The sequence below is a fragment of the Collinsella sp. SGI.095 genome, from assembly GCF_050314535.1.
GTDB lineage: Bacteria > Actinomycetota > Coriobacteriia > Coriobacteriales > Coriobacteriaceae > Collinsella.
Genome location: NZ_JBNPNG010000019.1, coordinates 20696 through 34257 on the forward strand (window position 1 = coordinate 20696; position 13562 = coordinate 34257).

Annotated in this window: 11 protein-coding genes; 1 reads left to right on the forward strand and 10 read right to left on the reverse strand. The window is 57.4% G+C overall.

Going from position 1 to position 13562, the window contains the following annotated elements:
• Positions 1 to 271: 271 nt before the first annotated feature.
• From ACQRCA_RS07250 to ACQRCA_RS07295, 10 genes are all read right to left on the reverse strand, one after another.
• On the reverse strand, positions 272 to 1699 hold the full coding sequence (locus ACQRCA_RS07250) for a M20/M25/M40 family metallo-hydrolase (RefSeq protein WP_427719703.1): 1428 nt from the start codon (positions 1697 to 1699) through the stop codon (positions 272 to 274).
• Positions 1700 to 1771: 72 nt separating this feature from the next.
• Positions 1772 to 2557 carry an amino acid ABC transporter ATP-binding protein gene (locus ACQRCA_RS07255; RefSeq protein ID WP_427719704.1) on the reverse strand — a complete coding sequence of 262 codons (786 nt, stop codon included), beginning with the start codon at positions 2555 to 2557 and terminating at the stop codon, positions 1772 to 1774.
• Positions 2558 to 2579: 22 nt separating this feature from the next.
• On the reverse strand, positions 2580 to 3728 hold the full coding sequence (locus ACQRCA_RS07260) for an amino acid ABC transporter permease (RefSeq protein WP_427719705.1): 1149 nt from the start codon (positions 3726 to 3728) through the stop codon (positions 2580 to 2582).
• A gap of 9 nt (positions 3729 to 3737) precedes the next feature.
• The gene (locus ACQRCA_RS07265; RefSeq protein ID WP_427719706.1) at positions 3738 to 4640 is read right to left on the reverse strand and encodes a transporter substrate-binding domain-containing protein; all 903 of its coding nucleotides are present in this window, start codon (positions 4638 to 4640) and stop codon (positions 3738 to 3740) included.
• A 311-nt stretch (positions 4641 to 4951) separates the two neighbouring features.
• Positions 4952 to 5845 (reverse strand): aldose 1-epimerase family protein, encoded by an 894-nt coding sequence (locus ACQRCA_RS07270; RefSeq protein ID WP_427719707.1) that lies wholly within the window; start codon positions 5843 to 5845, stop codon positions 4952 to 4954.
• Positions 5846 to 5959: 114 nt separating this feature from the next.
• Positions 5960 to 6826, reverse strand: a complete 867-nt coding sequence (locus ACQRCA_RS07275; protein WP_427719708.1) for a hypothetical protein — start codon at positions 6824 to 6826, stop codon at positions 5960 to 5962.
• A 125-nt stretch (positions 6827 to 6951) separates the two neighbouring features.
• A complete protein-coding gene (locus tag ACQRCA_RS07280; RefSeq protein ID WP_427719709.1) occupies positions 6952 to 8268 on the reverse strand; it encodes an ATP-binding protein in 1317 nt (438 codons plus the stop codon).
• A 138-nt stretch (positions 8269 to 8406) separates the two neighbouring features.
• The gene (locus ACQRCA_RS07285) at positions 8407 to 8688 is read right to left on the reverse strand and encodes a hypothetical protein (protein ID WP_427719710.1); all 282 of its coding nucleotides are present in this window, start codon (positions 8686 to 8688) and stop codon (positions 8407 to 8409) included.
• A gap of 257 nt (positions 8689 to 8945) precedes the next feature.
• Positions 8946 to 10508, reverse strand: a complete 1563-nt coding sequence (locus ACQRCA_RS07290) for a PTS transporter subunit EIIC (protein WP_427719711.1) — start codon at positions 10506 to 10508, stop codon at positions 8946 to 8948.
• Between the two features lie 82 nt (positions 10509 to 10590).
• Positions 10591 to 11916 (reverse strand): 6-phospho-alpha-glucosidase, encoded by a 1326-nt coding sequence (locus ACQRCA_RS07295; RefSeq protein ID WP_089573127.1) that lies wholly within the window; start codon positions 11914 to 11916, stop codon positions 10591 to 10593.
• Between the two features lie 298 nt (positions 11917 to 12214).
• Between ACQRCA_RS07295 and ACQRCA_RS07300 the strand changes: the two genes are divergently transcribed.
• Positions 12215 to 12964, forward strand: coding sequence for a MurR/RpiR family transcriptional regulator (locus ACQRCA_RS07300; protein ID WP_117757480.1), 750 nt, complete (start codon positions 12215 to 12217; stop codon positions 12962 to 12964).
• Positions 12965 to 13562: the final 598 nt, after the last annotated feature.

Here is a 13562-nt window from a genome sequence, read left to right on the forward strand (position 1 = left end):
GAAAATCGGCGGAATTGATGGGGCGCATGGCGCCGTTGCGGGGTAAGCCCAGCTAGAACATGTCGATTTTCAGATACATGCGCATCCCTTCGCGTATAGGGTACATAGTTGCGGTCTAACCCATATATGATAGCGTGCGCAGGCAAACCTGCATATAACCCGCACGGAATGAGTGGACGTAGTCGTTGGGGACGTTCCTTAACGACGAGTCGTTTAAGAACGTCCCCAACGACTACAACGGCTAACAAAGGGACTGTCGCTTTGTCACATTCTAGAGCGTTTGAAGCAGTGCGATGAAAAAGTGGACACCCTGGAGGTAGGCACGGCGGGTAATGCGCTCGTTGGTGCCGTGGACACCGCGATCGCACTCGTCATCGTCGACCACAAACGCCGAAAAGCGAATGCATTCAGAGCAAATACGCTGATAGTTAGCCGCATCGGTGGCACCGATCACAGTTGAGGGCACAATGCCGACAGCAGCCCCGCCCGCCGCATTCGGTACGTTTTCCTCCGCCCCCTTTTGATCACGAAAGTAGCGGGCGGCAATAGTGCGAACGGCCTCGAGCCCCGGTCCGCCAACACGTGGGGACGGCGAAGGCTCGGAGCTGCCGGGGCCAAGTTCGACCTCCACGCGCCCGGTAAGGCCCGCAGCGGCAACGGCCTCGCGGCAACGGTCAACAACATCAGCCACGCCCGTGCCCTCGAGCATGCGGAAGTTAATATTGGCCCACATATCCTGCGGCATCACGTTGGCGCCAGTGCTGCCGCCCTCAATCTGCGTGGGCGCACAGGTAGTGGTCACGAGCGGATAGAGCTTGTTGCTGGCGAGGCAGTCGCGAACAATGACGCCTCCGTTGGCGGCAATCTCATCCGCCGTGTAGAGCCCCAACTCGACAAGCTGCGCGGCAAGCAGATCGGTCACGCGCGTCGGCCACTCGATATCGCAGATTGCGGCGATAGCGCGGCTCAATACCTCGAGCGATGTGCCGCCGTAGGGGTTGGACGAATGTCCGCCTTCGCTCTTCGTCTTGAGCACGATATCGGCATAGCCCTTCTCGGCAAGGTCGGCATGCATAAGCCAGCCCTCGCCCGCGCCGTACTCGGCAGCCGAAACAATACGGTAGTCACCCTCGTCGATCAGGTATTCAAGTTCAACGCCGCGCTCCTCGAGCACGCGGCCGATGGCCCCCGCTCCATACTGCGTGGTTTCCTCGTCCTGGCCAAAGGCGAGCAGCAGCGTCCGCTCGTGCTCCCAGCCGTGCACCAACGCATACTCAACCGCCTCGAGAATACCTGCGACCTGGTCTTTCATGTCGATAGCGCCGCGACCCCAAATGTAGGTGTCGTCCACGTGACCGCTAAAGGGGGCATGCGTCCAGTCGGCCTCGGTGCCGGGCACCACGGGAACCACGTCCATGTGGCCCATGAGCATAACGGGCTTGAGGGCAGGGTCGGAACCGCCAAGTGTCACCAGCAGCGAGTGGTCGATGAGTTCGACCTCGCCCGCCGCGAACACATGTGGCCACGCCTGCTGCATATAGACGCGCAGGTCATCGAACGGCTGCCAGTTCACCGCCTCGGCATCCATACTCGAAACGGTCGGAAACGACAGCACGCGCCCCAGGCGCTCGCACGCGCCAACTTCGTCCAAATCGGCAAAATCATCCTCATGCGCAAAGAAGCGCCAAACCTCGGCCATGACATCCTTTCGATTGTGATGACGAGGGCCGCCCCACCGGAACGGCCCTGCCATGCAAACATTTGCGGTTGGTTATTTGTCCTCAAGATAGCGCGAGAGGAACTCGCGGGTACGCTGGTGCTTGGGGTTGCCAAAGAGCTCCGCCGGCGCGGCGTCCTCGAGGACCACGCCCTTGTCCATAAAGACCACGCGATCGGACACGGTGCGGGCAAAGGCCATCTCGTGCGTGACGACGACCATGGTCATGCCGTCGGCAGCGAGCTTGCGCATGACCTCGAGCACCTCTCCCACGATCTCGGGGTCGAGTGCGGAGGTCGGCTCGTCGAACAGCATGATCTGCGGATTCATGCATAGGGCACGAGCGATGGCCACGCGCTGCTTTTGGCCACCGGACAGGCGACCCACGGCGGCGTGCGCGAACTTTTCGAGTCCCACGCTCGTCAGATGCTCCAGCGCGACCTTTTCGGCCTCGGCCTTGCTCATCTTTTTGAGCGTGACGGGCGCAAGCATGCAGTTATCGAGCACGTCCATGTTGTTAAACAGGTTGAAGCCCTGGAACACCATGCCGATGTCCTCACGCAGCTTGTTAATGTTGCAGCGCTCGGCCGTGAGGTCCTGGCCATGGAACCAGATATGGCCCGCGTCCGGGGTCTCGAGCAGGTTGAGGCAGCGCAGAAAGGTCGATTTGCCCGAACCCGAAGCGCCGATAATGGTAACGACCTCGCCGGGGTTAACGGACAGGTCGATGCCCTTGAGCACCTCGAGCGAGCCGAAGCTCTTGTGCAGGCCCTCGACGCGGATGAGCGGCTCATTGGTCTGTACGGCGGCCGCAGCGCCGGTAGTGGCGGTATCTGCCATGATGATTCTCCTCGTCTTGAGCCTAGTTGGAGCTGGGCAGCGTGGCCGGGGCCTCGGCGCCGAGCTTTTTGCCAAAGGCCTCGAGCAGGCGGCTCGCCACGAGCGTCAGGATTAGGTAGACCACGAGTGCCACGCAGTAGACCTCCATCTGGCGGTAGTACACGCCGGCGACGGTGGTAGTGGCGTACATGAGGTCGAACACGCCGATGACCGAGAGCACCGACGAGTCCTTGATGTTGATGATGAGCTCGTTGGTGAGCGCCGGAATCGCGTTTTTAATGCCCTGGGGAAACACGACTTTACGCATAGCCTGCCACTGCGACAGACCCAGCGAGCGCGCCGCCTCGGCCTGACCGGGATCGATGGACTCGATGCCGCCGCGCAGGACCTCCATCATGTAGGCGGTGGAGTTGAGCGAGATGGTGACGAGGCCGGCGGTAAAGGTACTCCAAAGCTGGTTGGCCTGGGCGGTCTCGAAGCCCATGCCGCGCAAAACGGTGAAGCCCGCGTAATAGATGAGCAGGCCCTGGACCATCATGGGCGTACCGCGCACGATGGTGGAGTAGACGGTCGTAAAGCCGCGGCCGATGCTCTTAAAGAAGCGCACCAGGTCGTTGTCCACGCGATCGAAGGTCTGAATGCGCAAAAACACAAAGAGCAGTGCCAGGAAAAAGGCGATGACGGTGCCGAAGGTGGCAAGCGCGATGGTAATCTCGATGCCGCGGATAAAGAAGTCGCCGCTCTTGTAGGTCATGTAGACCAGGCTCGACAAAAAGTCGCTGGGGTTGGAATCCGAGACAATGCTCACCTGCACCAAGTCGATAAACGACATGACGCAGCGATCCACGAAAAAGACCACCGCGATGGCGACCACGACATAGCTGCCCAAGCGTGCTCCACGACGGAAACGCTCGGATGCGAACAGCGACTTTTCGCGATAGTCGCTCCAGTGCATAAGCTTGGTGACCAGCGCCGCCGCCGACACGACGAGCCACGCCCACAGGATCGCCCAAAGGCAATCTTGGAGCACGCCCGTGGGGGCCAAGAAGCTCAGCGGCGTGGGGTTGCGCTGGCTAAACGCCAGTCCGAGCGCCGCGATGACGCTCGTGCCCAGGTACACATAACGATGGTCGGCTTTGATAAAGGAGACCAGACGATTAATGGCTTTCATGCTGCCTCCCTATGCCGGCTGACGGTCGAGGCACGCGTCCCACATCTGGTCGCGCTCCTCCTGGCTGACGCCCTTGAGCGTCTTGTCGATGAGCTTAAGCAGCTTGTCCGAGCCCTTGCGGCAGCCGACGTTTGCCGCGACCTCCTGCTTAAAGCCCTCGCCCTCGGCAAAATGAATGGGGACGATACCGGGATTTTGGGCCATGTAGCCCTTTTCATTTTCGGTGTTGTACGTCACGGCGTCGCAGGTGCCCTGCAACAGGTTCGAGAACACCGTGGGGACGGAGTCGACCGGGTTTTTGTGAACGACGCCCGGGATCTCGTCGATGACGGTATCGAGCATGGTGTCCTTTTGGCCGAGCACCGTGGCGCCGCTGAAGTCACTGAGCTTGGTGGCGTTTTGGTAGGGGGAACCCTCTTTTACGAACAGGCCAAAGTAGCCAATAAAGTACGGGTCGGAGAAGCCGACCGACTCCTCACGCTCGGGCGTGGCGCTCATACCGGCGATGATGAGGTCGATCTGGCCGTTGTTGAGCGAATCGATAAGGCCCGAGAAGCTCTGCTTGACGGCAACGGGCTCGCCACCGAGGGCCTTGCAGACAATCTTGGCGATCTGTACGTCGTAGCCATCGGCATAGGCGCCTTGTACGTTGTCGATGGGGATGGTGTACTCACTGGCTTCGGAAACCTGCCAGTTGTACGGGGCGTAGGCCGCCTCCATGCCGATGCGAATCTTATCCTTGCCGATCACGGAATCGGACAGGTCGTCGCGACCGCCGCCCGTCGTGGGCTGAACCACCTTGAGCGTGGACGGACGCTGACAGCCGGCGAGCGCGCCGGCGACGGCGGAAGCGCTCGCGGCAAGAGCGCTACCCAAGAAGATGCGACGGCTGCACACCGGCTGTGGATGCACGTCGCGCTGATGGGGAGAATGTATAATCTGCCTTCCCTGTTGAATCGTATGCTAACGACTTAACAGGATACCGCTCAGCGTTACCTCCAGCAGATGCATATATACAAATTAACAAACAGAAAACGATTGGTAGTCGTTGGGGACGTCGATGATTCGGCAATGCCAGCGAGCGCCACCCAGAGCGAACAAGTTGGCATGAAAAAGGCAAGGCATAGACCTTCTGGTCATGCCTTGCCTTTTGAATGACAAATTGTCGCTCTGGGTGGCGCGCAGCGTCGACCGGTCCGCCGTTCGTTAGAACGGCGGAACCTCTAGAGCAGCGTAACCTCGAAGGCGCGCTTGTCGGTGGCGCCGGGAGCCAAGGTGATGGTGTTGACCTTGTGCTCGAAGACGTCGTCCTCGGTGTCCATGGTGGTATGTCCGGTCCAAGGCTCGAGCGCCACGAACGGGGCGTCGTTGGCGGCAGACCACACGCCAATGTACTTAAAGCCCTCAAAGTCAATCTTGACGCCGTGGCCCGACTTGCGACTGCGCAGCGTGAGCGTGGAGCCCGGGGTATCGGTGAACATGATGGCGTCGTTGTCGAAGCTACGGTGTGTGATGGGCAGCACGTCCGAGTTATCGGGAGCCTTGTAGCTTCCCTCGAACGTCATAAGGCCATCGGGCGTGATGATGGGCGCCTCGTTAGTCCAAGCCTCGGTAAACGCCAGCTCGTAATCCTCGAACGCCTCGTCCTCGGCACCGGGAACGGGCACGTTAAATGCGGGGTGGCCGCCCACCGAAAACGGCAGGTCCACGTCGCCGGTGTTGGTGACGGCAAAGGTCTGCGTAAGAGTGGCGTCGCCAGTCAGGGCATAGGTCATGTTGAGCTTAAAGTGGAACGGGAAGGCCTTGAGCGACTCGGGCGTATCGGTAATCTCGTAGGTGACGGACGAACCGTCCTCCGACACCTCGACCAGCTTGTGCTCCACGATACGCGCGATGCCGTGGCGCGCCATCTCGCAGCTGCCGGCCGCAGACGTCGCCGTGTTGTTGCGCAGCGAGCCCACAATGGGGAACAGGATGGGCGCATGCTTGCCCCAAAAAGCGGGATCGCCCTGCCACAGATACTCGTTGCCGTTGAGGGCAAGGCTCGTGAGCTGGGCGCCCATGGAATCGATGGCCGCGGTGAGGCCGCCGCGCCTGATGGTAGTGACGGTAGACATGCTACTTCCTCCAAAAGTAAACAATAGTGTCGAGAACTATTGTCCCACTCTTGGCGGCGGGACGGGACGGCAGGCGATTATTGAGTAGCCATAGCGGAAATGGGCGGCGAGCGCCTACTGGGTATCCACGTAAAGGTCAAACCCGCCCTGCGAGGTGGTGTCGACCGTATCGGGCGCCCGCGAGTTAAAGCTCGCGGGAACCATTCTTTTCGAGGCACGAAAACGCGTGCCGTCGGTGGCGACAGGTGGCTCATCGACCGTAAGTTCGTAGTCGCCGGGCTTGAGCTCGATACCGTCACCTTCGGAATTGACGTATTGGTGCTCGTCGATCGCTTGTCCCTTGAGCGTACGGCCCACGATATGGATGAGCATCTGGCTGTCGCCGCGCGCGGTATCCCACGTCGCGCCGTCCTTGACCTCGACCGACACATGCACCGAGCGCGTACGGTTGAGCGATTGTTCGACGGAGATCTCGACCTTGGCGGCGTCTTGGCGCTGCTGCTCAACATGGCTCCAAACGCTGCCGATTGCCGAGCAGGCGATAACGCCGGCCATGAAGGCGATGAGGATGGGGCCGAGCGGAGAGCGCCGGCCCGCGCCTTCCTCGCGAGCCAGATCGGGGCGATGCGCGGGCGCAGGCGCCTGGGCGCCTTGCGCGGGCACGTCGAGAATGCTAAAGGATGCCGTGCTGTCGGGGTCGATAGTGTGACGCGGCTGCGGGGTCTTTGCCGGCGAGATGGACATGTCGGCCGGCTCACCCAGTGTGGCCGTGGCGTCGGCCTTTGCCTCGTCGGCCTCAGCCTGGGCCCAGGCCTGTTCAAAGGTTAGGGGTTCGGCCGAGTCGGAAGCGGCATCCGTCTCGACGGCATCGTCGCCGCTCTCGTCCTCGTCGCTCGACACGTCATGCGGCGCGGGCTCGTCCCACTCCTCGTCCGGAACCTCGCCCTCGCTATACCACCATTCAAAGTTATCGATATCCATACGGGGCGCCCCTTAGGCCTCGCAAATAAACACTTGCTAGCCTTATACCCCCAGACGGCACGAGGGCTCGCACGGAATGCGAAAAGGACTGCTCCTTTGTCGCATCGAAACGGATCTGTTTACGTTTAGCCGCGGGTAATCTTATTTCTCAACAAGAAGTCGACTGCCCCCACGATTCTGATGCCATCGATGTCCGTTGGATGGTCGCCATCCCTGACAATCAGGATCTTCTCATACGAATCAGGAATTTTTCCTAGCGTGCTTAGCTTGAGCGGTCGCAGCTCGCGTTCCCTCGTCGCCTCGGCATCGATCCGTTCGGTAACCTGGATATATTTGCGGTCTGATCCCTCGCCGATTGCGACAAAGTCGATTTCCCCCGCGCGTAGATGGCCGCAAAACACTTCGTATCCTTCAAAGACAAGCTGGTTGTAGATAACGTTCTCGAGCATCCTTCCGCTATCGCTACCTCTATATCCGTCAAGATAGCTGCGAATTCCCGTATCAGCTATGTAATATTTACCGCCTGTCTTAAGAAGCTCCCGCCCCTTGATGTCATACCTTTTTACTTTGGTAAACAGGTACGTCTCTTCCAGAGCGTCAATATATGCCGACACCGTCGATGCGTTGGTCTTACCGCCCGCTGATTCGTTGAGCGTCCCTACGATTTTGTTGACCGAGGTTTGGTTGGAGATGTTGTCTGCCAGATACGCACAGAGCCGCTCGAGAACATCGCGCTTGGTGATAGCTCCGCGACCCCTACGCGTCACACGCGACAGGATATCGCGCGCGACGATCGTCTGGTAGAGGCTACGGATATAGTCGCGACACAGCTCACGTCTCGGCTCATCATGGGCCAGAAACGGCATGCCGCCATAGGTTATGTACTGCTCAAGCACGGTATTTGAATTAAGGCGATCGCCCGTCTTGGAAACAAGTTCGACCCTCTCACCAAGCCCTTCAGCGGCGACCGCATCAATCGAGCGAAAATCAAGATATTCGCCAAACGTGAGAGGCTGCATCTTGACCTCGACATATCGGCCCGAGATAAGCGTTGCGAGCTCGCTCGATAGCAAAAAGGCATTGGAGCCCGTGACATAGATATCGCACGGCAAATCCACTCGGAGCGAGTTGACCGCTTTTTCCCAACCTTCGACATTCTGGAGCTCGTCAAAGAACAGGTAGGGATGATCGATGCCGTCGATGCGCTCCCGAACCATACGATAAAACGTCAGATAATCCGTAATTCCCGCGTACTCTAGAGATTCCATCTTAAAGGTCAGCAAACGCTCGGCTGGTACCCCCTGTTGCGCCAGATAGTCCCTCATCATGTCCAATAACGTTGATTTGCCACAACGGCGTATGCCCGTCACGATTTTGATGAGGTCGGTATCCTGAAAAGCAATGAGTCGATCAAGATAACGGCTTCGGCGAACGATATCCATAGAGTCTCCCTAGCGCCCGACCAGACATGAAATCTTATAAACTTGCATTTTTTGCAAGTTTATAAGATGTTACCTTAGAAACTTGAAGAATTTGCAAGTTTCTAAGGTATGGAATGTGACAAACGGACTGTCCCTTTGTCACATTAGCTTGGCGCTGCTCATGTACCTGTTCTCGGTGTCATGCTTCACGCACTTCATGGACGTGGCACGCCGCCGCCATCCCAAGTCGATAGTACTCGCAAGCTCGGTTGAGCCCATGGGTTTAACGTCGGCATCACGTTTGGCACCGCAGTGGGCGGCACCGTGGTAGGCAGCGTAGGCATTGCGTACGTAGGCGCAGTGGGCGCCGCGTTCTCGCTTGTGGCCTGGGCGCTCACGCTGGTGACGATTAAGCTCGCCCGCTGGGAACGCCGTCGTCAATCAACACAGCCCCGGATGCAGGCATAGGGGCGAACATAGCCCAAGGTGGCGAGCAACCGGTGAAAACCGTCCCATACGAGTAGTGTCTATCCGCCTGCAAGCTCCGACAGTGCAATTTCGTGTATTTCAGATACACGCTTTTCTACGATTTCGTGTATTTCAAATACACGAAATGCGCGTGGGGCAACTCAAAGGCGGCGGCAGACACATTGTCTGCCGCCGCCTTTTATACAGGATTTTATAGATATGTGGGGCGTTTACTCCATACCCAGCAGCTCGCGCATCTGGGTTGCGTAGTTAGATGCCATGTTGCCGTAGACAATCTGCACGCCGCCGTTAACATGCACGATGCCACGCGCTTCGAGCTTTTCGGTAAACTCGGCGTCATCAACCACCTTGTCACAGTCATTGAGCTGGATGCGCAGACGGGTGAAGCAGGCCTCGACAGACTTAATGTTGTTGTCGCCGCCCACTGCCTCAACGATGGCGGGAATGAGGTCGCTGATCACGGTCTTGGGAGCCTTTTCGGCCTCATCGCCAGACTCTTCCTCACGGCCAGGGGTCTTTAGATCCTTCTTAAGAATGATGAACTTGAAGACGAAGTAGTACACCACGAAGTAGATGGGGCCGAGGAACAGGATAACCTGCCAGTTGGAGCCCTTGGCTGCACCCATAATGCCGTTAAAGATCAACGACAAGAGCGGGCCGCCAAAGGATGCGGAGCCGGCCACGTTGAACTGCAGGATATAGGTCAGCGCATAGGCAAGACCAGCCATGAGAGCGTGGAACACGTAGAGGATGGGCGCGATAAACAGGAAGGAGTACTCGAGCGGCTCGGTAATGCCGGAGAGGATGCAAGGCACCACGATGGCAATCATGAGCGCTGCGGTCTTCTTCTTGTTCTTGGGAAGCGCCGTCTTGTAGAAGGCGAGTGCAGCACCGGGCAGGCCGAACATGGCGAAGATAACCTTACCGTTCATGACAAAACGGCTGACCTCGATGTTAAACGGCGTGCTAGGAGAGCCCAGGATCGCGTTGTAGATATTGATAGCGCCCTGAACGGTCTGGCCGTCGATGGTCTCGACGCCACCGAGCGACGTGAAGAAGAACGGTAAATAGACAAAGTGATGCAGACCAAAAGGCAGGAGCATGCGCTCGCCAGCGCCGTAGACAAATGCACCAAAGGCACCCGTAGTCTTGATGAACTCGGACAGCGCACCGAGAGCGTTCTGGATAAACGGGAAAACAAAGGACATGACCAATGCGAGGACACTGCATGAGAGCAGCGTTACCGCCGGAATAAAGCGCGTGCCGTTGAAGATGGAGAACACGGCAGGCAGCTCAATCTTGTAGTAACGGTTATGCAGGTATGCGACGATTGCACCCACCAGAAGACCGCCGATAACGCCCGTGTCGAGCGTGGTGATACCGAGGATCGTGCTCTGACCCGTCGTAAGATTGGCGGGATCGATAACGCCGGTCGCCGTGAGGAACGTGCCCATCACGGAGTTCATGCACATGTAGCCCAAAAAGCCACAAAGCGCCGCGGTAGCCTTCTCGGACTTGGCGAAGCCATAGGCGAGACAAATCGAGAAGATAACCGGGATGTTGCTCATAACGATGCCGGCTGCGGCCTTAAGAATCGAAAAGAAAATCGCAAAGCCCGGAGCAGCAAGCCAGGGAACAGCTGCCGTAAGGGTGGGGCTGGTAAAGGCATTGCCAAAGCCCTGAAGGATGCCGGCGATTGGCAGGATTAGGACAGGCGTCATGAGGACTTTGCCCAGGCGTTGGAACTTTGCCAGCAGCTCATCTTTGTTCATGGGATACCCCTCTTAAAGAAACGGGGCGTGCAGCTCTACAACCCACACGCCCCATAACAGTTATCTAACGCTATGGAACTAGCTACTTAAGCTCCGGCCAGTAATCCTTATTGGCCTCGATGAGCTTATCGAGCACCTTGCGCGCCTTCTTTGCGTCACCGACCAGACGATTAAGCGTGAGTGCCTGCAGGGCCTTCTCGTAGGAACCCTCCATCCAAGCCTCAACAGTCAGGCGCTCATAGGCGTACTGGTTCTCCATAAGACCGCGATAGAAGGTGCCAATCTTGCCAACAGCATAGGGCTGCGGGCCATTGGCGCCCACGCTTGCCGCGACCTCGACCATGGCGTCATCGGGCATACCCTCGATAATGCCGTTGTTGGGCACGATGACAATGAAGGTCTTGTTGGTGTTGCGATAAATAGCCGAGGTGATTTCCACGATCATATCGCCATGAGCATCGTTCTGCACAACCGAGGAGTTCTTTGCGGTGCCGACTTTGGCAACACGCTCGCACTCGGCGAACACGCGCTTCTCGCGACCGTTGATAACCTCGTCGGAGCGAGTGTAGTCGGGGTCGAGGTGAGCGACCTTGTACTCGGGATACAGATAGTACTGCAGATAAGTGTTGGGCAGATAGTCGGGGAAGTCCTCGAGCATGTCCTTGACCATGGCGTAGGTATCAAGCCAGGACTGGTCACGCTGCTCGGCATCGGCAGGAAGGAAGCCGTTCTTCTCCGTGTACTCCTTAATCTGCGGGACGAGGTCATGGCCCTCTTCATCGTAGATGTGCTTGAACCAACCGAAGTGATTGAGGCCAAAGTACACGGGCTCCGTCTTGCTCATATCGCGACCGAGCAGGCGACCGTAAGAGCGCATGAGGTTGACAGGCTGGTCGCAGATGTTGAGAACGCGATGCTCATCGGGCAGGACGCGCTCGAGACCATATGCCACAATAGCAGCCGGATTGGTGTAATTGATAATCCACGCCTCCGGGCTATGGGCGCGAACGTCGTTGACGATCTCAACCATGTCATGCATGGAGCGCATACCGTAAGCCATGCCGCCAGGGCCCACCGTTTCCTGGCCGATGATTCCCATATGCAGCGGAATCTTCTCGTCCTTGCTACGCATCTCGTAGCCGCCGGTACGAATCTGGCAGAGCACAAAGTCGACGTCGGTGTAAGCCTCGTCCTTATCGGTGGTGTAACCAAACTCCACACCGGGCTCCTCCTCGGCGAAGAGGATCTTGCCAAACTCGCCGATCGGACGCTGGCGCTCGGCATCGATGTCATAGAGCATCACGCGGTTCAGCGGCAGAATGTCCATGTGCTTGGTCAGGGCTTTAAGAATGCCAGGGCACCACGTGGAGCCGCCGCCAACGATCACAATATTGAGCTTATCCTTCATGTTCCGTCCCTCCAGGGTTGGCTGATCGGTGTTCTCGAAGACCTTGGGCTCCGCGGCTGTCCTCGGCTTGCTTCGTTTCGATTGGTATTTTGCGACATAAGGTCATTTGCAAGTCCCCGTGTGGGCCAATGCGAAACGGGGACACATGATTTCGCTCACGACACAGATATGTGTAGGCAGACACGCGCGTTTGCCCAGTTCATGGGCAATAGGCAATCTTGACCGATTACCGATTTCTCACCTGGCTACACAAAGCGGTACCATATGTACGGCGAGGTGCGAGGGGCTGAAACATCTTATGAAAGATCAAGAATCCTTTTATGATCATGTGCGAGCTGGCGAGAGCAAGCTCAACGATCTCGAAAGCGAGATCATGCGCTACATCATCGAGCTGCGTGATGATATTGACGATGTCACGCTTAAGAGCGTTGCCGAACGGTTCTTCGTCGCTCCCAATACAATTGTCAGGCTTGCCCATAAACTTGGCTTCTCGGGGTTTACGGAGCTCAAACAATCGTATTCCGCCTCGCTCGATCGCAATCGATTCACTATCGAGGCACTTCCTCTTGATACCCAGCTCGTACAGACCAAAGATCTGCTTAACGACCGGGTCATCGATTCGGTTGTGAGTCTTATCCAGGACGCCTCGCATATCGTGTTCTTCTGCTCGGGCTTTTCGAAATACCCGTGCCTCGAGATGGCTGAAAAGCTCAAAATAATGGGCAAGAATACCGACACGCTCAGTGAACGCCACGTCATGAGGCATTACGCAGAACTCCTCGGCAAAAACGACCTGGTCTTCAGCGTTTCCGTAAGCGGCGAGACGCAGGTGTCTATTGACGCCACATCGATAGCCAAAACGCGCGGATGCAAGGTCGTCACGCTCACCGGCTTTTCTCGAAATTCCCTCTCGAAACTAGCCGACTACCCCATCTACACCGTGCAAAAAGAAATCCGCTTGGGCAGCATGGACCTCGACAGTCGATTGATGTTCTATTACGTTTTCGAATTGATATTTGAGCGCTACTTCAAACTGGCCAAGAAATAAAACTTGGCATGCGCCCGGCTTCGACTCTTTAGCAGCCTTCTATATGAAAGGTATCGCCCTATGCAACGCGTACTGTTTATCTGCCATGGGAACATCTGCAGATTCAGAAAAATGCCTAGCTAGTTAGGATCCCGGCGAACCATATCGCGTACCTTACGACGTTTTTACGACTTTGAGCCCCGATGCGATATTGCCGTGATGGAGAAAAGCAACTCCTTTCGCCTTTCCCCAGTAGCTGAAGAACGGAGAATCGAGCATAAGCATTCCTTTCCGGTCGTCTCAAACCTCTGCAATTTGGAGGGTAAATCGCGAAAGCTAATATCTCAAACACCAGAAAAATCAAGTCGATGACCTCGCTCAACATTCACGATGTTAGTGTCGGAAAAATTTAGCCAAATATAGTCGGCCGAGATTGACCAATCCCGGCCGACCCATTTTGGCCAACACGCCCGCATCTATGACTTTCCTATCGCATTCCTACATCCCCTCGGGCTGGATCCCCCTCACCTTCACCGCCTGGGGGACGGCCTCCACCGAGTACGTGTCGAGCCCCCTGCCGCGGTAGCTCGGGCCCCGCATCACGAACACCGACGCCTTT